The 23173-nt window shown below is 67.7% G+C and carries 22 protein-coding genes; 12 read left to right on the top strand and 10 right to left on the bottom strand.

The features are described 5' to 3' along the window. Positions 1-3: 3 nt before the first annotated feature. From C3V41_RS08000 to C3V41_RS07975, 6 genes are all read right to left on the bottom strand, one after another. Complete coding sequence (locus tag C3V41_RS08000) at positions 4-717, bottom strand: hypothetical protein (RefSeq protein ID WP_106109836.1); 714 nt, start codon at positions 715-717, stop codon at positions 4-6. A gap of 4 nt (positions 718-721) precedes the next feature. Next, positions 722-1399, bottom strand: coding sequence for a hypothetical protein (locus C3V41_RS07995; protein ID WP_106109835.1), 678 nt, complete (start codon positions 1397-1399; stop codon positions 722-724). Beyond that, positions 1396-1743, bottom strand: coding sequence for an S-adenosylmethionine decarboxylase family protein (locus C3V41_RS07990; RefSeq protein ID WP_106109834.1), 348 nt, complete (start codon positions 1741-1743; stop codon positions 1396-1398). The genes C3V41_RS07995 and C3V41_RS07990 overlap by 4 nt, the downstream gene beginning before the upstream one ends. 56 nt (positions 1744-1799) lie before the next feature. Next, positions 1800-2030 carry a hypothetical protein gene (locus tag C3V41_RS13135; RefSeq protein WP_165271607.1) on the bottom strand — a complete coding sequence of 77 codons (231 nt, stop codon included), beginning with the start codon at positions 2028-2030 and terminating at the stop codon, positions 1800-1802. Positions 2031-2141: 111 nt separating this feature from the next. Beyond that, the gene (locus C3V41_RS07980; protein ID WP_106109832.1) at positions 2142-3221 is read right to left on the bottom strand and encodes an aspartate-semialdehyde dehydrogenase; all 1080 of its coding nucleotides are present in this window, start codon (positions 3219-3221) and stop codon (positions 2142-2144) included. After that, entirely contained in the window at positions 3218-4861 is a 1644-nt protein-coding gene (locus C3V41_RS07975) for an aspartate kinase (RefSeq protein WP_106109831.1), read from the bottom strand. Before C3V41_RS07975 ends, C3V41_RS07980 begins: the two co-directional genes overlap by 4 nt. An 802-nt stretch (positions 4862-5663) precedes the next feature. Between C3V41_RS07975 and C3V41_RS07970 the strand changes: the two genes are divergently transcribed. The 10 genes from C3V41_RS07970 (at position 5664) to C3V41_RS14215 (ending at position 14484) form a co-directional block, all read left to right on the top strand. Then, positions 5664-5855 (top strand): SAV_915 family protein, encoded by a 192-nt coding sequence (locus C3V41_RS07970; protein WP_254423527.1) that lies wholly within the window; start codon positions 5664-5666, stop codon positions 5853-5855. Beyond that, entirely contained in the window at positions 5852-6148 is a 297-nt protein-coding gene (locus C3V41_RS12870; protein ID WP_129591531.1) for a hypothetical protein, read from the top strand. The genes C3V41_RS07970 and C3V41_RS12870 overlap by 4 nt, the downstream gene beginning before the upstream one ends. Continuing rightward, positions 6145-7302 (top strand): hypothetical protein, encoded by a 1158-nt coding sequence (locus C3V41_RS12865; protein ID WP_129591530.1) that lies wholly within the window; start codon positions 6145-6147, stop codon positions 7300-7302. The genes C3V41_RS12870 and C3V41_RS12865 overlap by 4 nt, the downstream gene beginning before the upstream one ends. Before the next feature lie 759 nt (positions 7303-8061). Continuing rightward, positions 8062-8277: a hypothetical protein gene (locus tag C3V41_RS07965; protein WP_254423526.1), complete on the top strand. Its 216-nt coding sequence runs from the start codon at positions 8062-8064 to the stop codon at positions 8275-8277. Positions 8278-8399: 122 nt separating this feature from the next. Next, positions 8400-9203, top strand: coding sequence for a hypothetical protein (locus C3V41_RS13810; RefSeq protein ID WP_254423525.1), 804 nt, complete (start codon positions 8400-8402; stop codon positions 9201-9203). 1031 nt (positions 9204-10234) lie between these two features. Beyond that, complete coding sequence (locus C3V41_RS13805; protein ID WP_254423524.1) at positions 10235-11056, top strand: hypothetical protein; 822 nt, start codon at positions 10235-10237, stop codon at positions 11054-11056. Between the two features lie 776 nt (positions 11057-11832). Continuing rightward, the gene (locus tag C3V41_RS07945; protein ID WP_106109828.1) at positions 11833-12042 is read left to right on the top strand and encodes a hypothetical protein; all 210 of its coding nucleotides are present in this window, start codon (positions 11833-11835) and stop codon (positions 12040-12042) included. Between the two features lie 913 nt (positions 12043-12955). Further along, entirely contained in the window at positions 12956-13285 is a 330-nt protein-coding gene (locus tag C3V41_RS07940; RefSeq protein ID WP_106109827.1) for a thiamine-binding protein, read from the top strand. Between the two features lie 369 nt (positions 13286-13654). Continuing rightward, positions 13655-14371, top strand: coding sequence for a hypothetical protein (locus tag C3V41_RS07935; protein WP_106109826.1), 717 nt, complete (start codon positions 13655-13657; stop codon positions 14369-14371). After that, positions 14356-14484 (top strand): hypothetical protein, encoded by a 129-nt coding sequence (locus C3V41_RS14215; protein WP_302475970.1) that lies wholly within the window; start codon positions 14356-14358, stop codon positions 14482-14484. Before C3V41_RS07935 ends, C3V41_RS14215 begins: the two co-directional genes overlap by 16 nt. Positions 14485-15201: 717 nt before the next feature. Here the strand turns inward: C3V41_RS14215 and C3V41_RS07925 are convergent. After that, complete coding sequence (locus tag C3V41_RS07925; protein WP_106109824.1) at positions 15202-15600, bottom strand: DUF2218 domain-containing protein; 399 nt, start codon at positions 15598-15600, stop codon at positions 15202-15204. 452 nt (positions 15601-16052) lie between these two features. Here C3V41_RS07925 and C3V41_RS07920 point away from each other — a divergent pair, with 452 nt between their 5' ends. Continuing rightward, entirely contained in the window at positions 16053-17174 is a 1122-nt protein-coding gene (locus C3V41_RS07920; RefSeq protein WP_106109823.1) for an ABC transporter ATP-binding protein, read from the top strand. After that, entirely contained in the window at positions 17171-18238 is a 1068-nt protein-coding gene (locus C3V41_RS07915) for an ABC transporter permease (protein ID WP_106109822.1), read from the top strand. Before C3V41_RS07920 ends, C3V41_RS07915 begins: the two co-directional genes overlap by 4 nt. Positions 18239-18365: 127 nt before the next feature. On the opposite strand, the gene C3V41_RS07910 is transcribed toward C3V41_RS07915, so the two are convergent. The 3 genes from C3V41_RS07910 to C3V41_RS14210 all read right to left on the bottom strand — a co-directional run bounded on the left by C3V41_RS07910 (position 18366) and on the right by C3V41_RS14210 (position 23165). After that, positions 18366-19262 carry a MerR family transcriptional regulator gene (locus tag C3V41_RS07910; protein WP_254423523.1) on the bottom strand — a complete coding sequence of 299 codons (897 nt, stop codon included), beginning with the start codon at positions 19260-19262 and terminating at the stop codon, positions 18366-18368. Between the two features lie 88 nt (positions 19263-19350). Next, positions 19351-19956, bottom strand: a complete 606-nt coding sequence (gene recR / locus C3V41_RS07905) for a recombination mediator RecR (protein WP_106109820.1) — start codon at positions 19954-19956, stop codon at positions 19351-19353. Next, positions 19956-23165: a DNA polymerase III subunit gamma and tau gene (locus C3V41_RS14210; RefSeq protein WP_106109819.1), complete on the bottom strand. Its 3210-nt coding sequence runs from the start codon at positions 23163-23165 to the stop codon at positions 19956-19958. The genes recR and C3V41_RS14210 overlap by 1 nt, the downstream gene beginning before the upstream one ends. Positions 23166-23173 lie beyond the last annotated feature (8 nt).

The following is a 23173-nucleotide window of genomic DNA, read 5'->3' as shown; positions in this document are numbered from 1 at the left end:
CCTTTACTTTCCGACGCCGCCCCCGCCGCCCCCGTAGGGGCCGCGGTGACGGTAGCTGCTACTGCTGCAGTCCTCCTTGGTGGGGTCGCAGCGATTGCCTCTTGTGGCGCAGGTGGCCATGACCGAGATGACGACGGCGATCACGACGACCCACAGGAGCAGGTACCAGGCCCTGGCGGAGCCGCTCGCGTGGATGACCCGGCCGAACCGGCGCCTCTGCTCGGCGGAGGAGACGGCTCGCTTGCGGTAGGCGCGCAGCGGGCGTCCCGGGCAGTTCTCGAAGGTGATCTCCGTACCGCCCTGCCCCTTGGTCCGGACGGTCACGTAGATCATGGACTCACCGGGGGAGGCGGGGTAGGTGGTCCGGCCCATGACCTTCTCGATGTAGCCGAGCCCGCGCTCGGTGACCACGGCCTGCTGGCCCGCCATGGTGCCGGTGAGTGTGACGTACTGCCCCACCTGGAGCCCGACCGGGTCAATGACGTCCGTCGCGGGCAGGAGCTCGTAGAGGCTGGTCTGCCCGGAGTCGTGGTCCACCTCCACCCAGTACTCGTACCGGTTGGGGCCGACCAGCTCCCACTCCTCCCAGTAGTAGAGCTCGCCGTCCTCCTCGTCCCACTCCTTGTACAGCAGGCACGCCTGGGCGCGCAGTCCCGGCTCGGTGCCGCCCAGCACGTCACCGATCTTGAGGTTGGCTTTTGTGTCCGGTGTACTCATGCTGTTACCTCATGAACCACAGGAGGATCTTAATGACCCGCGCGACGGACTCGAAGACTATGTCAATAATATTGAAGAAGGTGTTTGAGAAGAGGACCCGGCCGAACCGGCGCTTCTGCTTCCGGGGGGAGAGGACCTGCCTGCGGTAGGCGCGCAGCGGGCGTCCCGGGCAGGACCTGAAGGTGAGGCTCACCCTGTCCCCGCCCGTGGTCCTGGCGGTCACGTAGGTCACGGGCTTGTCGGGGGTTGCCGGGTAGGTGGGCTGTCCCGTCACCTGCGAGACGCGGCCGAGTCTGCGCTCGGTGACCACGGCCTGCCGGCCCGCCATGGTGCCGGTGAGCGTGACGTGCTGCCCCACCTGGAGCCCGGTCGGGTCAATGACGTCCGTCGCGGGCAGGGGCTCGTAGACGCTGGTCCGCCAGGAGCCGTGGTCCACCTCCACCCAGTAGTCGTGGCGGTTGGGGCCCACCAGCTCCCACCACTCCCAGTAGTCGGACAGGCTGGGCTCCTCGTCCTCCTCGTCCTCGTCCTGACTCTGCGCGTGGAGCCTGGCCGCCCGGTTGAACTCCTCGTCCTCGTCCAGCACCCGGTACAGCAGGCACGCCTGGACGCGCAGTCCCGGCTCGGCGCCGCCCAGCACGTCACCGATCGCGATCTTGGCCCTGGTCGGGGACCCGCTCACAGGGACACCACCGTGCTCGTGACCTCCTGGGCGTCAAAGGCCCTGGTGAGGACGTCCGCGACCGCCGTGACGGCCTCCTTGCTGGCGGGTGAGCAGCTGGTCGCCGTGACGTAGGCGCCACCCGCCTCCGGCCAGGTGTGGGCGGCCAGGTGGGACTCCGAGAGGATGAGGGCCAGGCTGACCCCCTGGGGCGTGAACGTGTGGTGGGCGCAGGACAGGACGTGCAGCCCGGCGGCCTGGGCGGAGTCCTGGAGGGCCTGTCGCACGGTGGGCAGGTCGTTGAGCAGGTCGGGCCGTGCGCCACTGAGCCGGTAGCTCACCGTCCATACCTCCGCGAAGTTCATGGGGGCACCCTAGCAAGTGTGGCCGACGTCGGAAAGAAGGCTGGACGGCGCCTGGGTCAGCCGAGAAGAGCCAGGGGGAGGACGGTGGGGGCGCCGTCCAGGTACTCGCCGGGGCCGGCGGCGACCGCGGCGGCCACTGCCGGGTCGTCGAGGCGGACGACCCGGCGGACCCGTCGCTGCGCCGTCTCGGTCTTGCCCACGGCCCTCGCGCCGTCAACGGCGACGGCGCGGGCCGCGGGGAAGAGGTCGTCAAGGACGTCGTCCAGCGCCCGACGAAGATAGGACATGGGGCCAGTCTACGGTAGGCAGACCCCTTCTACTGAGCAGAACGCGAGGCTCCTACTGAGCAAAACGCGAGGTCCTTACTGAGCAAAACGCGAGGTCCTGCCAGCGGGTGCTCAGGAACGCAGTTCGGCGGCCACCAGCTCGGCGAGCTGGACGGCGTTGAGGGCCGCGCCCTTGCGCAGGTTGTCGCCCACCACGAACATGGACAGGCCGTGACCGGGGGCGTAGGCCTGGTCGGCGCGCAGGCGGCCCACGAAGGTCCCGTCGCGCCCCGCGCCCTTCAAGGGGCTGGGAACGTCGGCGTAGGTGACCCCGGGGGCGGCGGCCAGCAGCTCGCGGGCCCGCTCCACGCTGATCTCGCGGTCGAACTCGGCGCTCACGCTCAGGCCGTGGCCGGAGAACACCGGGATCCTCACGCAGGTGCCGGAGACCGCCAGGTCGGGGATCCCCAGGATCTTGCGGGACTCGTTGCGCAGCTTCTGCTCCTCGTCGGTCTCCCCGCTGCCGTCCCCGGCGTCGGAACCGGCCCAGGCGACGGCGTTGAAGGCGATGGTGTCCACGTAGACCTGCGGCGCGGGGAAGGTGACGGCGCGACCGTCCAGGGCGAGGCCCTCCATGTCCTGATCGGCGGCGGCACGCACCTGGGTGGCCAGCTCGGTCACCCCGGCGCGCCCGGAGCCGGAGACGGCCTGGTAGGTGGAGACAATGAGGCGGACCAGCCCGGCCTCGTCGTGGAGGACCTTGAGGGCGGGCATGGCGGCCATGGTGGTGCAGTTAGGGTTGGCGATAATCCCCTTGGGGCGCTCGGCCAGGGCCTCGGGGTTGACCTCGGCCACCACCAGGGGGACCTGCGGGTCCCGACGCCAGGCCGAGGAGTTGTCCACCACCACGGCGCCGGCCGCCGCGAAGCGGGGTGCGTACTCACGCGAGGCCGTCGCCCCGACGGAGAAGACGGCGACGTCAATGCCGTCCAGGTCGGCGGTGGCCACGTCCTCGACCTCGATGCGGGCGCCGCGGAAGTCCACGACCGTCCCGGCGCTGCGGGACGAGGCCAGGAGGCGCACGGCGCGCGCCGGGAACCCGCGCTCGGCCAGCATGGTCCGCATGACGCGGCCCACCTGCCCTGTGGCGCCCACGACGGCGACGGTGACGCCGTCGGCCTGCCCGGTGAACGTGTTGACGGTGTTGCTCATCGTCCGGTCCCTCCGTACACGACCGCCTCCGCGGAGGCGGCATCGAGGCCGAAGGCGGTGTGGACGGCGCGTACGGCCTCGTCGAGTACGGCGTCGTCCACCACCACCGAGATGCGGATCTCGGAGGTGGAGATCATGTGGATATTGACCCCGGCGTCGCTCAGGGCGCCGAAGAGCTTGGCGGACACCCCCGGGTGGGAGCGCATGCCCGCGCCCACCAGGGAGAGGATGCCGATGGCGGGGTTGAAGTGCAGGGAGCGGAAGCCGAGCTCGCCGCGCGCCTTCTCCAGGGCCTCCATGGCGGCCGCGGAGTCGCCGTCGGGACAGGTGAAGGAGATATTGGTCAGTCCCGTGCCCTCGGCGGAGACGTCCTGGACGATCATGTCGATATTCGTGTCCTGTCCGGCCACGATCGCGAAGATGCGGGCGGCGGCGCCGGGGACGTCGGGGACGCCCACGAGGGTGATCTTGTCCTGGCTGCGGTCGTGCGCGATTCCGGTGATGACAGGGGCTTCCACGTGTTCCTCCTTGGAGGTGGGGCGAGGGCGCGAGCGGGCGCGGTGGCTGATGGCGGACATGTGGGAGTGGTGCACCGAGGGGCCCGTCGGCGCGGCCGTGCCCTGGGGGGCCACCACCCGCCCGGTGACCGCGTCGACCTGCGGCCGGACGGCGGGGTCCGCATGGGAGTCGGGGGTGGTGGAGGCGGGGGTCGTGCCTGTGGCCGGGGTGCTGGTAGCTGGGGCGCCGGTGGTGGGAGTGCTGGCGCCTGTGGCCGGGGCGGCGGCAGGCGTGCTGGCGCCGGCCGCCGCCAGGGCCCCGCCCGTTCCCAGGGAGGGGGCTAGGGGCGTGGAGGCGACGTCGTCGTCATCGGCGGCCGGGATGTAGGGGGGGACGAAGGGGCCGCTGCGGCGGCCGTCGTAGATCCAGGTGCCGGTCTTGTCGGAGAAGGAGGAGCGCACGTGCAGGGGCACCCCGAAGCGGCGGGCGTACTCCACGGCGCGCAGGTGGAGGATCTTGGCGCCGTGGGCCGCCATCTCCAGGGTCTCCTCGCTGGAGAGGATCTCGACGCGGCGGGCGGTGGGCACAATGCGCGGGTCGGCGGTGAACAGGCCGTCCACGTCGGTGTAGATCTCGCAGACGTCGGCGTTCAGGGCGGCGGCCAGGGCGACGGCGGTGGTGTCCGAGCCGCCGCGGCCCAGGGTGGTGACGTCCTCGACCTCGTTGATCCCCTGGAAGCCGGCCACGATGGCCACGGCCCCCATCTGGATGGTGCGGGCCACTCGCTCGGGGATAACGCCCACGATGGAGGCCCGCCCGTACCTGGAGTCGGTCAGGACCCCGGCCTGGGCGCCGGTGTAGGCGCGGGCGGGGACGCCGAGCTGGCTGACCGCCATGGCCAGCAGCGCCATGGAGATGCGCTCCCCGGCGCTCAGGAGGATGTCCATCTCGCGGGCGGGGGCGGCGTCGGTCAGGGCGTCGGCCATGTCGAGCAGCTCGTCGGTGGTGTCACCCATGGCGGAGACCACCACCACGACCGTGTTACCGGCCTGGCGTGTGGCCACCACCCGCCTGGCGACACGGCGCATCGCCTCAATGTCACTGACGGAGCTACCGCCGTACTTCTGCACGACCAGGGCCATAGGCTCTCCTCATTGCGGTTCTGGGGGGTCCAAGGCCCCGGCTGCGGTGCCGCACCGGGGCGTCGCCTGGCTGGCGGCGGCCCACACCGGCGTGACATCGCCGCCCAGCATACGGATCCGCGGGGGCGGTGGCGAAGCGAGGAGCCTGTATGAGACGGGGTAAACGGCCAGCGGCCGGTGGTACGGGCCCTGGCCTCCCCGGGCCGTGGCGTGGGCTTGTCTTCCCGACGCAGGCGCCAGCGGCCCCGTCAAGGCCTCTCCGGGCCGTGGCGCGAGCCCCCAAGTGCCCCAGAGCCCCTAAACGCACGACCGGCCTCCCCGGGACCCGCGGCACAGGTACCCGTTGGCCCGTCACCATATCGTCCGGACCGCCTGGCCTCCCCGGGCCCGTGGCGTGGGCGGTCGGCACGTCCCACCACCCAGCCTCCGAGAAAGCTTCTGTCGCTCCTAACCCACCTGGCCTGGGACGTCCTTCCGGGTGCGGCTCCAGAGGTCGTCGGGGGCAGGCGGGTGGCGTGGCAAGGTGCTGGTGCGGTGCGCCCGTATGGCGGCGGTGTGCCCGACGCTGGGGGATTGGGTGCACAAAACGGGTACATAAAAGGGTGTTCCCTACAGAGGGCGGGCGGAGTAGGCTCTGCGTATGGTTCCCCGACCCGGCTATGACGCCTCCCGCCCGGCTCCTGCAGGAAGATCCTCTGAGAGGCCGCAGACCATTGTCCCGCCCGTGCTCTACCTGCCGTGTGCAGGCCCGCCTACGGAGTGGGGAACTGAGGTTGAGATGCGGCGTACCAAGGACGGGCGTGTGGCTCTCCTGGCGTACACGGCCCTGGACCGCCTCATCGACTGCCTGGGTCCGGACCAGCCGTGGATCCTCTACCACACCGAGCACCTTAAAGAGATCGGAGCCGACCAACCCTACGAGGTTATCTACCTGGACCTGCCTGTACCCCAGGAGCTCTGGCACTCAAAGAGTGAGAATGAGGTGAGACCATGAGCAGGCAGCTGGAGGTCGACTACGAGAGCGCACGAGAGTTCGCCCGACACCTGGATAGCGCACAGACGAATCTCGAAGCTGCTGCGCCTACAATGCCTTCCAGAGTACTAGCAGGTGATGGGACAGCATATATCGTAGCCCAGATTAGCCGTTTCTCGGAGGCGGCAGAACTCTTTGCGTCCTTGGCGGGTCAGACTTCAGGTTTGGTTCGTAAGGGTATTGACCAGTTTGTCGGTGTTGACCAGGAGATTGCCGACAGTCTTTCCGTCTTGGCTAAGGAAATGGAACAATGACAGAGGTTAGCGCTTGTTTTAGACAGATTGACACCGATATCGACGCCAATGAAGAGGACATTCACAACGCGGCTTACTGGCTGGATAAGCTGAAGAAAGGTTTCATAGAGGCTGAAAAAGACATGAACGTCAGCCGTCGTTCTCGGATGAGAGTCTCTGGGAAGTTCGGGGACACGATCCGGTCCATCGGGGACGATCTCGGATCCGCGTGCGACAGCGCGGAAGACGACCTTGATGACGTCATTGACATTATTCGATCCTGGGCGGACCAGGTCAAGTGGCGCAAGGATGATATGGCCGACTGCCGAGACGAGGCTACAGACGGCGGCCTCGTAGTTAATGATATGATTATCGAGTATCCTGTCGAGGTCCAGCCCGCAGGAGACCTTCCGCGCGGGGCCACACGTGATCAGAAGAAGGAGTGGCAGAAGCGTAAGGACGCGTATCAGGACTACCTGGACAAGGTAGAGCTCTTTAATGATCTTGAGACGGAGGTTAAAGACATACGTCAGAAGCTCACTGACTGGGTTGCCAAACATATGGTCATAGATGAGGCAAATGAAGGTAGTTGGGTGATGGTCCTTGCGAAAAATTATAAGAATGATGCGTTCTGCACCGCACTGGGACTGTTTTCTTCCAGAGTCTATGAATGGCATCTTCGTGCTTTGGCTGCCGATGCGACGACTAAAAAGATGATCGAACGAGTGCGGGCAAAATCGCCTAGCCCAAAAGTGCGATCGGGAGAGTGGGCTCCAAACGAAAAGAGTATCGAAAAGCGAACTGCCGTTTCGCTTAAAGCTCAAGCTGGAAAAATAAAGGAAGTTGCTGGTCGTATCGCAAACCCTGTGGGAGTCGTGACGTCGTTAGTCTTTGCTGGTTATAGCATTTCTCAAGGAAGTTCCCCGTCTCGGGTCACTGTTGAAACTGGCGTTGCGATAGCAACAACTATCGGTGTGGGCAGCGTTCTTGTGACAGGCTGGTTGCCTGCGCTTGTTGCTACTGGAGTCGGTACTGTGGCTGCGATGGCTACGGGGTGGGTTTATGAAGAAGTCGTTCCTTTGGAGGTGAGAGAGTGGATAGATGAAGGCATGGAAGATGTTTGGGACTGCATTTCTGATGGAGCTGAGTCGGTTTGGGATGCAATATTTGAGTAAGATCAACAATGTCGATGGCATTTATGCACATTTATTTTAAGGTCGCACACATTTGTGAGTGCCCCGCGCCCTGCCGTTTTAAACTTAGCTCGGACAAGTAGATTGCAGTAACGCCTTGGAGAAATCTTAATGTTAGAAGAATATGAACTTATATGGCCTTTTTGGCTGAGGAGCAGACGCATTGGGACCTGCGCCGAGGCGGATCGAGGGCGACGTAAGAATACAATGATATTCTCCGGGGGTGCGGCGTTATCGTCCCCGCTTCTTCTGCTGGCCGTGCTAGAGGATCCAGTAATACTCTTGGCTTATCTTCCTCTGGGCGGGCTGTTCACGATCTATGCGGTGTCGCTGATCCGTTTGAGACACTATATGAGGGCAGGACGCTCTCTGTGGTCGGCGACTGAAAGTGGAGTCGTCATGGAGGTGCCACGGGAACTGATAGTACTTGACCTGGCGCCGTGGGTGATGTATTTGTCATTTGCTTTCTCTGGCGCGTTCGAAATGATTTGCAGCGATTATCTTCCAGGATCTTTCCTTGGCGTCGCGTTCGTACTGTCTTCCGTGGGCGCTGTACGTTGTTTCTGGAGGAGTCTGCCTGCGAGGGAGCGCATCCTCGTTACGGGTGAGGGAGTTCGGCTTACCCGAATCACGGGACAAAGCAGTTTCATTCCCTGGTCGCAGAAGCCCTCGGCCTCGCACGTAAACGGCGGGGACCTGCTTATTAACACAAAAGGAAGAGTTGATGAGATGCGGTTCCCCATGTCTCTCCTTCCAGTGTCGTGCCGTCAGTTCCAGCGTCTGCTGGACACCTTTTCTCGCAGCGTCTCAAAGCGTCACCGACTTGACGGACCATACGCTCTTCGAACGGTCCTGGACGTCCTGGAGCCCACCGAGGAGGAGTACTCCGACTCCTCCTGGACCTGGGCGCGTCCTGACACCTCTCGCGACACCGTGCACAATACCGGAGTGGAGTAGGCTCTGCGTATGGTTCCCCGACCCGGCTATGACGTCTCCCGCCCGGCTCCCGCAGGAAGATCCTCTGAGAGGCCGCAGACCATTGTCCCGCCCGTATGTGGGCTGGATGTCGGGAGGGGGTCGTGCTGAAGAAGAAAACGAATAAGGTGTTAACCTGTGGCGAGTTTGATCGCAGGCGCAGAAGAGGGCTAATATCGTGTCGTGTTACGGCGGCTCTCAGCTTTCTGGTTGCCTGCCTGTTCGCACTGGGCGTGTACTACATACTGGTTATCAGCTTGTGGGCTGGCATAGCCTTTTTGTCATGCAGCGTGTCACTGGCCCGAGTCAGGTCGTGCCTGCTTGGAGGCAGGCGTCTCTGGCACGCTAATGCCCTGGGCGTGGTCATGGAGGTTCCTCGCGATCTCGTTATGCGGGAGCTGATCGAGTGGGTGCTTATGACGCTCGGTATTCCTGGGGCGGTCTTGGTGCGTGCGTTGGGAGGGAATGCGGTTGCCGTAGGCTTTTTCGCTGGTGCTGGGATCTACGGTTCCATGCACATTGTGAGCATTCTCTGGAACGGAGGCATGGAGGTAGAACGGATTCTCCTTCACGATGAAGGCGTCCGCTTTACCTGGGCCACTGGCGGGCACGTATCCATTAGCTGGCTGCAGAGGCCAGCGGTCATTGGTGCCAGCTGGCAAGGCGCTCTTATCGAGGCAGCATACTACCCCGGACGATTGGAGTTCCCCATGGGCTATGTGCCGATGTCGTGCCGTCAGCTCCAGCGGCTGCTGGACGCCTTCAGCAACGACCCTGGACTGCAGGCGTCTTTGAGCAGTCCGGAGGCCCTCACCGCGGTCCTGGACGTTCTGGAGCCTACCGAGGAGGAGTACTCCGACTCCTCCTGGACCTGGGCGCGTCCTGAGGTCTCGCAGGGTGGCGCGTGAGGTCAGGGCGTGGGTGATGCCAGGGCTCACGCGGCCAGGCGGGTCTGGTGCGTCCTGCGAGGAACATTGGAAGGTAGTCCAGCCACACTGTTGCGGGGTTCTTGAGGAATCTTCATGACAGAAGGGCCCGCATGGCCTTTTTGGCTGAGGAGCAGGCGCATTGGGACCTGCGCCGAGGTGGATCGAGGACGACGTAGGAATACAGTGATGTGCTCCGGGCTCGCGGCGTTATCGGTCCCGCTTCTTCTGTTGGTCGAACTAGGGGCTCCATCGATACTCTTGGTTTATCTTCCCCTGGGCGCGCTGTTCGCGATCTACGCGGTGTCGCTGATCCGTTTGAGACACTATATGAGGATGGGGCGCTCTCTGTGGTCAGCAACTGAAAGTGGGATCGTCATGGAGGTGCCACGGGAATTGATAATACTTGATCTGACGCCATGGGTGCTGTATGGGTCGTTTGCTTTTTGTGGCGCGCTCGAGATGATTTTTGATGATGACCTTCTGGGATTTTTCCTTGGCATCGTGGGCGCACTGTCTCTCGTGGGTGCTATATGTTGTTTTTGGAGAGGTCTGCCTGCGAGGGAACGCATCCTCGTTACAGGTGAGGGCATTCGGCTTACCCGAATCACGGGGCAAAACAGTTTCATTCCCTGGTCACAGAAGCCCTCGGCCTCGCACGTAAACGGTGGTGAACTGCTTATTAACGCAAAAGGAAAAGTTGGCGGTATGCGGTTCCCCATGTTTCTACTTCCGGTGTCGTGCCGTCAGTTCCAGCGTCTGCTAGGCACCTTTTCTCGCAGCGTCTCAAAGCGTCACCGGCTTGATGGGCCGTACGCTCTTCAGACGGTCCTGGACGTCCTGGAACCTACCGAGGAGGAGTGTGCCGACTCCTCCTGGACCTGGGCGCCTCGTGACGCCTCGCGGCACCGTGCGCAATACCGGAGAAAGTGGTGGTGAGGTTATGACCGGGGATCTGGTGGCAGCTGCGCCGAGGCGGCGCGCTCGCCCTGCAGCGATAGGAGCCTGTGTTGTTGAAGAAAGATGACGAGCTCTGGGCCTGCGATAAGTATGACCGTAAGCGTGTCAATACTTTGACGATATTGCGCGTCATGACGGCTTCGTGTTTTCTGGGCGCGCTCCTGTCAGCGTTCGGGGCGTACGGGATAATGATTATCCTCCTGTGGACCGGTATCATCTTCCTGGTCTACAGCATCTCATTTGCCCGGATCAGGTCGTACATACGTGAAGGCCGATGCCTCTGGCGTGGCACAGATCGTGGTGTGACCATGGTGGTTCCCCGGGAGATCATTGTCTGGGAACTGGTTCCGTGGGGGCTCATGATGCTCGGTCTTCCAGGGGCGGTCCTGATTCACGCCCTAGGGGCTCCCGCTGTTTCCGGAGGAGCTGTCGGCGGTGCCGGAATCTGCGGGTCAGTATATCTTGTGCTTATGTTCCGGGAAGGGGGGCCGGAGGCTGAGCGTATCCTCCTTGACGGCAAGAGGATCCGTTTTACCCGGATCAATGGCGAGCAGGTGTCCTTTGACTGGTCCCAGGAGCCGGTCGTCCAGGGAGGCAGAGGGCCGTCCCTTTTTATCGGGACAAGCGACCTACATGAGGGTTGGCAGTTCCCTATGGCCTACGTGCCGGTGTCGAGCCGTCAGATCCAGCGTCTGGTGGATGCCTTCTCGCCCCGTTCCTCGAGGCAGTGGCGACGTCGGCTTGACGGGCCGCACGCTCTTCAGACGGTCCTGGACGTTCTGGAGCCCACCGAGGAGGAGTACTCCGACTCCTCCTGGACCTGGGCGCCTCCTGAGGTCTCGCAGGGTGGCGCGTGGAGGCCGGGACGTGGGTGATGCCAGGGCTCACGCGGCCAGGCGAGGCCCTCAGAATCTGGGCGACAGGAAGAGGAAGTGATGCCAAGGCTCACGTGCTCAGGCGGGCCCAGTGCGGCCTGCGGAGAACATTGGAAGGTGGTCCAGCCACACTGTCGTGGGGTGCTGGAGAAATCCTAATGTTAGAAGAATATGAACTTATATGGCCTTCTTGGCTGAGGAGCAGACGCATTGGGACCTGCGCCGAGGCGGATCGAGGGCGACGTAAGAATACAATGATATTCTCCGGGGGTGCGGCATTATCGTCCCCGCTTCTTCTGCTGGCCGTGCTAGAGGATCCAGTAATATTCTTGGCTTATCTTCCTCTAGGTGGGATGTTCACGATCTATGCGGTGTCGTTGATCCGTTTGAGACACTATATGAGGGCAGGGCGCTCTCTGTGGTCGGCGACTGAAAGTGGAGTCGTTATGGAGGTGCCACGAGAATTGATGATACTTGATCTGGCGCCGTGGGTACTGTATTTATCATTTGCTTTCTCTGGCGCGTTCGAAATGATTTGCAGCGATTATCTTCCAGGGTCTTTCCTTGGCGTCGCGTTCGTACTGTCTTCCGTGGGCGCTGTACGTTGTTTCTGGAGGAGTCTGCCTGCGAGGGAGCGCATCCTCGTTACGGGTGAGGGTGTTCGGCTTACCCGGATCACGGGGCAAAGCAGTTTCATTCCCTGGTCGCAGAAGCCCTCGGCCTCGCACGTAAACGGCGGGGACCTGCTTGTTAACACACAAGGAAGAGTTGATGAGATGCGGTTCCCCATGTCGCTCCTTCCGGTGTCGTGCCGTCAGTTCCAGCGGCTGCTGGACACCTTCTCTCGCAGCGTCTCAAAGCGTCACCGACTTGACGGACCATATGCTCTTCAGACGGTCCTGGATGTTCTGGAGTCCACCGAGGAGGAGTACTCCGACTCCTCCTGGAGCTGGGCGTGTCCTGAGGTCTCGCAGGGTGCCGCGTGAGGTCGGGGCGTGGGTGATGCCAGGGCTCACGCGGCCAGGACGACTCCACTGGAATATAAGTGCAATCGATTTTCCGGAGACGGGTTTAGAACCGCAAGTCTTGAGACCCTGCGTGGTAGGATCAGGGACATTATTAAGGGCCCCGCAGGGCCGGTGGCGATCCAGCCCCTGGAAACGTTGCAACCACGCGCCTCCCAGGAGCAGGGGTCAGGGAGCACCCCGCACCGCTAGGTGCATTAAGACTCCATGATAGTAACCTTTCTGGTTGTAGGGGTCGTCAGGGAGCACCCCGCACCGCTAGGTGCATTAAGACTCGGGAGCACTGCCAGGATCCGCTCGGTTGGAACGTCAGGGAGCACCCCGCACCGCTAGGTGCATTAAGACCCCCCGGCCCGGCGCATCCACGCGCGGGCACGGGCGGTCAGGGGCCACCCCGCACTTTTGCGTCACCAGCTCACCACCTCACGGGCGGACCACGGTGACCAGCTCAAAGGGCTCGAACAGGCCGGGACCTAGTCCTCTGGCGGCTACCACGCACAGGGGAACATTTTGTGCAGAGCGGGACGTTTTGCGCACAAAGTGACCTGGATTGGTTACTTTGTGCGCAATCGGTTACTCTCTGTACAAAATGTTCTCCTGTGCACAGAATGTTCCCCTACACGCAGTTCTCCGTAGTGCTCCGTATGCTGGTCCCCTCATCCGTGGGAGCATGGGTGAATGAGAGCGCCCGTTCGCGCTGAGATCAATGCCGGTCCCCTTGGTCGTGGGGCGGGGTGTGCCCTGCGCCAGCCCGGCTGCCCTTTCGAGCTGCCGCGGTACGTGGCAGGGCGCGCCGGGCCAGCTCGGTTGCTCTGGTTAGCCTGGTTGGTCGGCCAGCCAACACCAGCTCGGCTGGTCCGGCTAACCTGGGGGCATGCTCGTCGCCTTCTCCGTGTCCCCCACCACTACCGACGCGCCTGACGGCTCGGTGTCCGAGGCGGTGGCCCGGGCCGTGCGCGTGGTGCGCAGCTCCGGCCTGCCCAGTGAGACCACCTCCATGTTCACCACCATTGAGGGGGAGTGGGACGAGTGCATGGCGGTAGTCAAGGCTGCCTGCCAGGCCGTGGCCGAGGTGAGCCCCCGCGTGGCCCTCGTCCTCAAGGCCGACATCCGCCCCGGCTGGACGGGACAGCTGAGCGCCAAGGTCGAGCGGGTCGAGGCCCGGCTCCGGCAGGACGACGTCGACGGCGGAGACGCCAGCTGAGGCCCGCCAGGCGCTGCAGGGATCCCGACTGTCCCGGGGTCACCCCCGAGCAGGTCCGGTAAGGCCCGCCAGGCGCTGCGGGGACCCCACCCCCGGGCCCGAGGCCCAGAGGCGGTTCTGAGCGGACGGCATGGCGTAAGCCTCTGCTGTCCTCATGGGACGGGGCGCGGGACGCCTAGCCGGGCCACCGAGCTGGGTACACCAAGATCCGGGGTACCGAGCCGGAGCACCGAACCGGGTACACCGCGAGCCGGGCCCAGGGCCTGGGTGGTCAGGACCCAGGGGCCCACCGAGCCGAGCGCGCCGAGCCTGGCGCTCGGAGGGACTCGGGTGCGTCAGGCAGCTGACCGGGAACGTACTATCGTCACTATGTCCGCCCTGTACGGCCTGCCCCATGTCCCGCCGCACGTCCCGTCGGCCGGGTGCACGTGGGAGGACCGCCGCCAGCACCGGGCGATATGGGTCTTCGCGCTGCTGTCCCTGGCGACCGCCATGGGTGCGGCCCTGGCCTGGTGGGCTGGTGCGGGCGTGCTCCTGGTCGCGGTGGTGGTCTGGCTCGGCTGCCTCTGCGGGACCTACCTGCTGAGCATGGTGCGCCTGCGCCGCTGCCGCGCCCGGGGGCGTACGGCCTGGACGGCGTCGCCTGAGGGCGTGAGGATGCTGGGCTCCCGTGAGCTCGTTGCCTGGGGCCTGGCCTTGAGGCTCATAGCAGCCCTGGCGCCGCTGACCGTGCTTGCGGCGCTCCTGGCCGGTGACCACGTGCCGGTCCTGGCCGGGGGGCTGATCGGGGCCCTCGGCCTGGAAGCGGCCTTCTACCTGGTGAGGATCATCTACCGTGGTGGCCCGGTACGACCGGGGATCCTCCTGAGCCCCATGGGGGTGCAGGTCACGCGCACCGACTCCTCCGGCGACTTCCTCCCCTGGGACCGGGAACCACGGGTGACGGCGGTCTCAGGGCGTGTGCGCATTGAGTCCCAGGGTCGTGGGCCGGTGCAGTTCTCTGTGTGGTACTCCCGGTCTCCTGCCGGCAGCTGGAGCGGCTCCTGGGTGCTCTTGGCAACCGCCCCGATATGCAGGCGCGTCTAGGCGGCCCGGAGGCGCTCGCCATGGTCCTGGGCGTCCTGGAGCCTACCGAGGAGGAGTACACCGACTCCTCCTGGACCTGGGCGCGTCCTGACGCCTCGCAGCGCCACACGTGAGGCTGTCGCAGCCCTGGATGGCCTGGAAGAGCCCGCCCTGGTCGGGATACGTGAGCGCCTGGTGGTCAACGGTCTCTGCGGGCAGGCGGTCCACCGCCTCGTCCGGGGCCGGACTGGCAGCCAACGGCCTCCGCGGGCAGGCTTGTCCACAGTGCCCTGACCGAGGCCGGTGAACGGGCCCAGGCAGTCCAGGACGCCGTGGAGCAGTGCCGATGGGCCGGTGCGGCCAGGACCATGGCTAGCAGGCTCTTGCCGAGTTCGCCCACTTGCTGGCGGGCCGGGCGGCCTGAGCCTGGGCGTTACCGGCCTGGGGCTGGACGCGCCTTCGCGTATATGAACGCCGTTTCGTGCGTGTGAACGCCATTTAGCGTATGTGAACGTCGCCTTAAGTGGCGTCCATATGCGTGGGAGCGCGTCCACCGGAGCCAGAGCGCGTTTACTTACACGAGAGCGCGTTCACCTGGGTCAGGGCTGATCAGTACCCAAGCGGGCGACGCCCAGGGCAGGCAGGAGGGGCGGGCCCGTCAGCCGGGATCAACGCAGCCGTGGCGGGCGGCGCCCGGGGTAGGCAGGACGGGCAGCTCCCGGGGGCAGGGCTAGGCGTGCATCCCTACCAACCTGCCTAGAGACAGTCGAGGGCGGCCCCGGGCGGGGTTAGGTCTCGCCGGGGCTTTATTCTGCGGCGGCGAGGAAGGCGGGGCGGACTCCGGGGCAGGATTAGGCGGTCTCGCGGCGCCGGGCGCGGGTGGCCAGGTCCTCGGCGGTCAGCGGGCCCTGCGTGGTGCCGGCGGAGCCGTCCGCTCGCACCCAGGAGACACGCAGGGCGTCCTTGCTCCCGAACCGGGCCAGGTGGATGCCGATGACCTCCTCCAGGTGGGCCAGGTGCTCCTCGTCCGAGCTCAGCCTCAGCACCAGTGTCCCGGGCTGGCAGGACAGGTCGCAGACCCCGGTGGAGGTCCCGCCCCGGTTCATGTCCAGGCTCCCGGTGGACGACGCCTCGTCCCAGGCGGCCGAGATCTTCCGTCCCATGTGGCTGGTCAGCTGGCGGCCGTAGCGGGCGGGCCTGTCCGTCTTGACGTGGGCGGTGGAGACGGCGGTCAGGGAGGGCGATATCATGGGGCCAGTCTCCCACTCTTACTGAGGTGAGCCTTATGTGATCCGTGGTGCCAGGTGCGCGGCCCCGTGGCCAGCCCCGGCATGGACGGTCCCGCCGCCAGCCCCACGACGCCCGCGCGGCCGGCCCCGGCCCTGGACGGGAACCGCGGTGGCCCGACGTGGAGGGCGGCGCCGGGCTCGGTCTGGCCCCGGCATGGACGGTCCCGGCACGGATGCGGCCCGCGGGGAAGCAGGCCGGGCACAGGAGCGTGTCGAAAGCCGGTCCCGGCATGGACGGTCCCGCCGCCAGCCCTACGACGCCTGCGCGGCTGGCCCCGGCACGGCCGAGCCTCGTCCCCGGCCCCTACGACACCTGCCCGCTCGACGAGCCCAGGGCAGACGCAACGCAGGACCCCTACGACACCTGCGGACAGGTCCTGTACGTAACCTGTTCTCTCCGGTAGCATCTTTTTATGAGTGTTGAGGTCATCAACGTGACCCGTACCTTCCGCGGCGCCCCTGCGGTGCGGGGCCTGAGTGTGTCCGTACCCAGCGGCGCCGTCACGGGCCTGGTGGGTCCCAACGGCGCTGGCAAGACCACGCTGCTGCTCATGCTCGCAGCCCTCCTGCGCCCCGATACCGGGACCATCCGCGTCAACGGCCTCGACCCGGTCACCCAGCCCCGAGAGGTCCACCGCGTCGTCGGGTGGATGCCGGACAGCTTCGGCACCTGGGACTCCCTGACCTGCACCGAGATCCTCCAGACCTTCGCCGTCGCCCAGGGGGTCGAGACCCGGGAGGCGGCCGGGCGCGCCGCCCAGATGCTGGCCGTCGTCCACCTGGAGGACATGGCGGCCGCCCCCGCTCGGGTCCTGTCCCGGGGCCAGAAGCAGCGCCTGGGCCTGGCCCGCGCGCTCATCCACTACCCCAGCGTCCTCCTGCTCGACGAGCCTGCCGCCGGGATGGACCCGCGCTCACGGGCCGACCTGCGCCAGCTCCTGCGCTCGCTGGCCGACGGGGGCGTCACCGTGCTCATCTCCAGCCACGTCCTGGGCGAGCTGGAGGAGATGATCGACGGCGCCGTCTTCGTCTCCAGGGGCCAGGCGCTGCGCACCGGCGAGGAGGACGAGGCCCCCTCCCGCACAGCCCCCTACGGCCTGGGCCAGGGGTCGGGAGCCTCGTCCTCCTCGCCGGACGCTGCCGGGTCGGCCCCACCCGGCACCGCTCCCGCGGAGCCGTCGGCAGGCTCGGCCTCAGAGGGCGCGTCCCTGGGCCAGCCCGGCCTCCCTGCGATCGGGGTGCCGCCCGTACCGACCGTGGTCCCGGTGCGGCCGACCTCGGTGCGCACTGTCTGGCGCATGAGGATCCTGCCCGGTGAGGACTCCCACGCCGCCATGAGGGCCTGGAGCCAGGGCGACCGGACGCCCCTGAAGGAGGAGGACCCCGAGTCCTTCCGGCTGACGGTCCCCGACCAGGCCGCGGCCTGCGCGATCCTGGGTGAGGCGGTACGGGCCGGAGTCAAGGTGGTCTCCTTCGCTCCGGTGACCGGGCTGCTGGAGGAGACCTACCTGTCAATGGAGGAGGAGCGCCGATGAGCTGGTCAGGGATCCGCACGGTCATGGTGCTGGAGCTGCGTCAGCGGGTGAGGGCCACCCGCTGGAAGGTCATGCTGGGGATCTGGGCGCTGGTCCTGGTCCTGGTGTGCCTCGGGCTGACGTCGCTGCTCAACCCCGGTGATGGCTACGACTACGCCTCGGAGGCCCTGTACAACTTCATCCTGTGCTTCGTCCTGGGGATCGGTCTCATTGTGGCCCCCACCCTGTCGGCCATGTCGGTCAACGGCGACCGGGCGGACGCCACCCTGGCCCTGCTGCAGGCCACCATGCTGCGCAGCCGGGAGATCGCCGTCGGCAAGCTCCTGGCCGCCTGGGTGGCGGCCGTGGCCTTCCTGGCGGTGGCGCTGCCCTTCCTGCTCGTACTGACCCTGGCGGGTGGCGCCTCGTGGCTCGCCTTCCTGGGGCACGTCCTGGTGCTCGTCGTCACCCTGGGCTCGGTGTGCGGCGTCGGGCTGGGCCTGTCCGCCATGACGGCGCGGACCTCGGCGTCGGCGGTCCTGTCCTACCTCGTGGTCGTCATGCTGACTATCGGGACGCCCCTGTGCGCGCTCATAGCCTCCAACTCGGTGACGACGACCCAGACCCGCGTTGTCTACCATATAGACTACGACAAGTCCGACAACAACCGCAGGGTGTGCAGGGAAAAGCCTGAGGTCGACAGCCGGGAGGTCGTCCACGGCGAGTGGATCTGGTGGATGCTCGCGCCCAACCCCTACATTATCCTCAGTGACGTCTCAGCGCGTGCCCCCCTGCCGAAGAGCGAGTACAGGTACGGAGGGAAGTCCTTCCTCGAGGCCTCGGGGTGGGCTATGGACGCAATGCGTACGCCTGAGCCGAGAGAGATTGTCATCAGGTACTGCGAGGAATCAAGTAAGAATAAGAATGAGTCCGACCGACGTAGTCGCGACGAGCTGCAGCACCTGGCCTTCTGGCCCGTGAGCCTGCTGGTGCTCCTGGGCATTGGGGCCGGGGGCGTGTGGACCGCCTCCCGCCGCCTGGACGTCCCGGTAGGACAGCTGCCCCAGGGGGTGCGCCTGGCCTGAGCGACGCAGCCGGGGCTGGTCGCGGCCCTGCTGCGTGGCCCCACCCTGCGCCGCCGCCTTCCCTGCCTGGCTCCGGACAGTGGTGCCGACGACGGGGTGTGAGAACCTGCAGGGAGTGCGGGACCGCTCAGCACCAGGTGGCGTGCTCCACGTCCACGCCGTGGGCGATGGCATTGGCGTTGACCACCTGCTGGAGCCAGGCGGCTAGGCCGGGTGCCTGGCGGTCGTAGTGCGCGGCGAAGCGCGGGTCGGCGGTGTAGCCGCGGGCAATGAGGACCTGCTTGGGGTAGGTCACCGTGAACCACTGGCCCAGGTCGGCACGGTGGCGCTCGGCCAGGGCGTTGGCCTCCTGGCTGCCCGGCTCCACGCCACGGGCCATGGCCGCGACGAGGTCGGCCTCCAGGGCCAGCGTCCGGGCCTTGACCTGCTCCCAGTCCTCACGGGTCATGGCGGCCTGCCGGGCGGTGGCCTCAGCCCACTCCGGGGTGTCCCCCCAGCGCTCCTGGGCCTCTGCGACGTACTGCGGGCTCCAGTCCGTCCCCAGGATCTCGGCCTGCTCGGCAGGGCTCAGGGGCCCGGACCGCGGTGAGGTGCCTACGGTGCTCAGCGTCCTGTCAATAAGGGTGTCGACGGCGCGGACCATCCGCATGGTGCGTGAGAGCTGCTCGGTCAGGAGGTCGCGCTGGCGCCTGAGGTGGGCCAGCGCGTCCGTCCCCGGGTCGTCCAGGAGCTCGCCGATGCAGGCCAGGGGCAGGCCGGTCTCACGGTAGACGAGCACCTGGTGGAGGCGGGTGACGTCGGCCGGGGAGTAGAGCCGGTAGCCCGACCAGGAGCGCTGGGAGGGGCGGACCAGCCCGATGGTGTCCCAGTAGTGGAGTGTGCGCACGCTCACTCCCGCGAGGGCGGCGACCGCCCCCACGGTGAGGTCGGGAGCCTCCCCTGTGCCAGCGGCGTCCTGCCCCCAGGCGACGGCGTCGGGTGCCTCCGGACGGGCGTCGGTGCGTGGGTGGTCTGTCCTGCTCACGGTCCCAGCGTCTCTCATAGGCGGGACCATGGGGCCTCACGCCGCGTGAGGGTCAAGCAGGACGATAGCTGGCGGCCGCTGGGGGTCCTCACTCCACGCGACGGCGTCCCTCGAAGGCGCGTCCCAGGGTCACCTCGTCGGCGTACTCCAGATCCGCGCCCACGGGCAGACCGGAGGCCAGCCGGCTCACCGGCACCTCCAGGGTGCGCAGCATGCGGGTCAGGTAGGCCGCCGTCGCCTCACCCACCACGTTCGGGTCCGTGGCCAGGATCACCTCGACGACGTTCCCGCTGCCCAGGCGTGTCAGGAGCTCCCGCACCCTCAGGTCGTCGGGCCCCACGCCGTTAATGGGGTCAATAGCCCCTCCCAACACGTGGTAGAGCCCCCGGTACTCCTGGGTGCGCTCAATGGCGACAACGTCCTTGGGCTCCTCCACCACGCAGATGACCGAGGCGTCCCGGCGCGGGTCCTTGCAGACGGCGCACAGGGTGTCCTCGGCGATATTGCCGCACTGCTCGCAGAATCGCACCCGGGCCTTGACCGCGTGCAGGGCGTCCACCAGCCGCTCCACGGCCGCGGAGTCGGAGGACAGGACGTGGAAGGCCAGGCGCTGGGCGGTCTTGGGGCCGATCCCGGGCAGCTCGCCGAACTCGTCAATGAGATCCTGCACGGCCCCCTCGTAGATGACTGGCATTAGCGTCCTTCCTGCGTCACGGTGACGTTCTCAATGACCGTGGCCCCCAGGAGGCGGATGACCACGTCCAGCCCGACGGCGCCCGCCTCCTCGGCGTCCTCGTCGTCCTCACTGGGCACGTCGTCCTCGAGGGCGACGACGGAGCGCGCCCCCCGCCGGCCGGGGCGTGACTGGCGTGCCGCGGCCCGGGCGGCGCGCTCGGCGGCGCTCATGTGCGCGCTCGGCGGGGATGTGCCCGCCTCCGGCGCCGGTCCCTCGGTCCTGCCGGGCTCGGGCACGCCGTCGGGGAGGCTGGCGGGGGCGTCCTCGTCAGTGCGGCCCGAGTCGGCCCGCTGGGGGGCGTCCGGGTCCGGGGAGGCGTCCGGGCCGTCCCAGGAGACCGGGGCCAGACGGCTTACGGGGCTCGGGGCCGGGTCGGGAGCGGGCAGGGAGGGCAGGGGGTGCAGCCGGTGGACGGTGGCCAGGTGCGGCTCCTGCTGGGTGGTCGGCTCGGGGGGTGCCTGCTCGACGGCGGGCCCCGGATCCCAGGCGACGGCGGCGCGCTGGGGTGAGGTGTGGGGTGACCAGGAGCCGGGCCGGGGGCCGGGGGCCGAGGCGGTCGACCCCGCGGTGGGGGCCGAGGCGGCGTGCGCCGAGGTGGAAGGGGCCGCCGGGGTGACGGCGTGTGCTGCGGAGGGGGTGTGCGCTGAGGCAGGAGGAGGTGCTGGAGATGCAGATACGGGTGATTTAATAGGTTGAGACAGGGATGGTGTCTCAGAAGCGTCGGTATGCACCGATGGTATATGGTCTGTGGCGTCGTGCCCGGTGGTGGTGGGACCTTGGCCAGGAACGGCCACCGGCCCCCAGCCGTCCTCCTGGGGGGCCGGTGAGACCGCCTGGGCCGCCGCTGGAGGTGCTGGAGTGGCCTCCCAGGAGGAGGTCGGTGAGGCCGCCTCCGGGTGAGGTGCTGGAGGGGCCGCGGGTGAGGCTGTCTGGAGGGCCGCGGGTGAGGCCGGGGGAGAGGCTGGAGGGCCCGTGGGGACAGGCTGGCTCGCCAGCCCCGCAGGACTCGCGACAGCGGTCGGCGGCTGCTCCTCGTAGTGGGCGAAGGGGTCGGCCTCCTCGCCGGCGGCCCCGGGCTCGGGGCGGGGGCCACCGCCTCCGGGACTGATACCCCCGCCTCCGGGGCCACTGCCTCCGGGACCGCGGAAGCGGCCGGGGCCGTCCCCCGGAGACCTCCCGCCGGGCCCACTGGGACCTGCCGGCCCGTCCCCTCCGGCCAGGACGGCGTGGACCTCCACCCTCAGGCCGAGGGCCTGGTGGATCGCTGCCGCGAGGATCGGGCCGTGGCCGCCGTTCTCAAAGGCGTTGACCAGCCCGGGGGCGGTGAACAGGACGGTGAGGACACCCTCGTGGAGGGGGCCTGGCTGGGCGTTGGGCTTGACCAGGGCCCAGGTGGCGCGGCGGCTCCGTCTGGCGGAGTCCAGCACCTCCTCCCAGCGGGCGCGCAGCATCTCGGCGTCAGCGGCACCTGGGCCGGTCGGCCCCTGCGCGGGCGCCGTGCGCTGCCCCTGGTGCTCGCCCCGCCGGAGGGCCGGGTCCGCGGGCCCGCTAGCAGCTGGCAGCCCGCTAGAGGTCGCGGTCCCGCCAGCAGTCGGAATCCCGCCGGCAGCCGGGAGCCCGCCGGAGGCTGGAAGCCCGCTGGCAGCCGGGTGCCCGCCAGGGGCCGGGGGCCGGGCCCGCGGGCCCGGCCGGTCCTGGTAGGTGGCCTCCAGGGGCCGCCCCTCCTGGGGGGACTGCCAGCCCTGCGGGGCTGCCGGGGCTGCCGGGGGCGCCCCCTGTGCGGCCTGGGCGCCGGGGGCCGCCTGCGGGCCGGTCGCGCGCCGCTGCTCGCTCGCCCCCTGTGCGGCGTCCCAGTCAATGCGGGTAGGGGAGGCCTCGGGCCGCCAGGAGGCCGCCGGTCCCGTGGCGCTGGCGGAGCGCTGGGCGATCTGGGCCGCCCGCGCCCGTCCGGAGGTACCGGCGGGGCCTGCGTCCTTGCCCGCGCCCGTCCCGGTCCTGGCGGGCGCGCCGCGTGTCCCCGCAGCCCCGCCGGCCGGGGCGCCCGCTGCCTGAGCGCCCGGGGCGGGCTGGGCGGGGACCAGCAGACGGGCCATGAGCAGCTCCAGCTGGAGGCGCGGTGAGGTGGCGCCCACCATCTGCCCCAGGGCCTGGGCGGTCATGTCCGCCGCCCGGGACAGGCCGGCGGCGCCGATGGTGCGGGACTGAACCTCCATGCGCTCCAGCTCCCCGGGCGGCAGGGAGCCCAGGGCGGGCCCGGCCTCCTCCCCGGCCAGGGCGATGACCAGCAGGTCCCGCAGCCGCGTCAGCAGGTCCTCCACGAACCGGCGCGGGTCGTGCCCGGAGGTGACCACCCGGTCCACCACCCGGAAGACCCCGGCCCCGTCGGCCGCCGCAATGGCGTCCACGCAGGAGTCCAGCAGGGTGACGTCGGTGTAGCCCAGGAGGGCGACGGCGCGCGCGTAGTCCACGGTGCCCTCCGTCGCCCCGCCCATGAGCTGGTCCATGACCGACAGGGTGTCACGCACGCTGCCGCCGCCGGCACGCACCACCAGGGGGAAGACCCCGGCCCCCACGCTCACGCCCTCGGCGGAGCACAGGTGGCCCAGGTACCCCTCCAGGACGTCGGGCGGCACCAGGCGGAAGGGGTAGTGGTGGGTGCGTGAGCGGATGGTGCCGATCACCTTCTCCGGCTCGGTGGTGGCGAAGACGAACTTCACGTGCGCCGGGGGCTCCTCGACCAGCTTGAGCAGGGCGTTGAAGCCCTGGGCGGTGACCATGTGGGCCTCGTCGAGGATAAAGATCTTGTAGCGGTCCCGCGCCGGGGCGAAGGCGGCACGCTCGCGCAGGTCACGGGCGTCGTCCACGCCGTTGTGGGACGCGGCGTCGATCTCCACCACGTCCAGGCTCCCGGGGCCGCCGGTGGCCAGGTCCCGGCAGCTCGGGCACTGCCCGCAGGGGGTGTCGGTGGGGAAGTGCTCGCAGTTCAGGCAGCGCGCCAGGATGCGGGCGCTCGTGGTCTTGCCGCAGCCGCGCGGGCCGGAGAAGAGGTAGGCGTGGGTAACGCGGTCGGCCCGCAGCGCCGCCATGAGCGGGGCGGTCACGTGCTCCTGGCCGATCACGTCCTGGAAGGTGTCGGGGCGGTAGCGGCGGTACAGGGCGGTGGTCACGCCCCGAG

This window comes from Actinomyces sp. oral taxon 897, assembly GCF_002999235.1.
In the GTDB taxonomy this organism is placed as follows: Bacteria; Actinomycetota; Actinomycetes; order Actinomycetales; family Actinomycetaceae; genus Actinomyces.
Note: the sequence above shows the minus strand (reverse complement) of the source record. Positions and strands in the feature narration are given on the sequence as shown.

Bases quoted from the DNA above. Each gene is read 5' to 3' on its own strand.
- C3V41_RS08000 (WP_106109836.1), bottom strand. From the start codon at position 717: ATGAGTACACCGGACACAAAAGCCAACCTCAAGATCGGTGACGTGCTG.
- C3V41_RS07990 (WP_106109834.1), bottom strand. From the start codon at position 1,743: ATGAACTTCGCGGAGGTATGGACGGTGAGCTACCGGCTCAGTGGCGCA.
- C3V41_RS13135 (WP_165271607.1), bottom strand. From the start codon at position 2,030: ATGTCCTATCTTCGTCGGGCGCTGGACGACGTCCTTGACGACCTCTTC.
- C3V41_RS07980 (WP_106109832.1), bottom strand. From the start codon at position 3,221: ATGAGCAACACCGTCAACACGTTCACCGGGCAGGCCGACGGCGTCACC.
- C3V41_RS07975 (WP_106109831.1), bottom strand. From the start codon at position 4,861: ATGGCCCTGGTCGTGCAGAAGTACGGCGGTAGCTCCGTCAGTGACATT.
- C3V41_RS12870 (WP_129591531.1), top strand. From the start codon at position 5,852: ATGAGCAGGCAGCTGGAGGTCGACTACGAGAGCGCACGAGAGTTCGCC.
- C3V41_RS12865 (WP_129591530.1), top strand. From the start codon at position 6,145: ATGACAGAGGTTAGCGCTTGTTTTAGACAGATTGACACCGATATCGAC.
- C3V41_RS07965 (WP_254423526.1), top strand. From the start codon at position 8,062: ATGTCTCTCCTTCCAGTGTCGTGCCGTCAGTTCCAGCGTCTGCTGGAC.
- C3V41_RS07945 (WP_106109828.1), top strand. From the start codon at position 11,833: ATGCGGTTCCCCATGTCGCTCCTTCCGGTGTCGTGCCGTCAGTTCCAG.
- C3V41_RS07940 (WP_106109827.1), top strand. From the start codon at position 12,956: ATGCTCGTCGCCTTCTCCGTGTCCCCCACCACTACCGACGCGCCTGAC.
- C3V41_RS07935 (WP_106109826.1), top strand. From the start codon at position 13,655: ATGTCCGCCCTGTACGGCCTGCCCCATGTCCCGCCGCACGTCCCGTCG.
- C3V41_RS14215 (WP_302475970.1), top strand. From the start codon at position 14,356: ATGCAGGCGCGTCTAGGCGGCCCGGAGGCGCTCGCCATGGTCCTGGGC.
- C3V41_RS07925 (WP_106109824.1), bottom strand. From the start codon at position 15,600: ATGATATCGCCCTCCCTGACCGCCGTCTCCACCGCCCACGTCAAGACG.
- C3V41_RS07920 (WP_106109823.1), top strand. From the start codon at position 16,053: ATGAGTGTTGAGGTCATCAACGTGACCCGTACCTTCCGCGGCGCCCCT.
- C3V41_RS07915 (WP_106109822.1), top strand. From the start codon at position 17,171: ATGAGCTGGTCAGGGATCCGCACGGTCATGGTGCTGGAGCTGCGTCAG.
- recR (WP_106109820.1), bottom strand. From the start codon at position 19,956: ATGCCAGTCATCTACGAGGGGGCCGTGCAGGATCTCATTGACGAGTTC.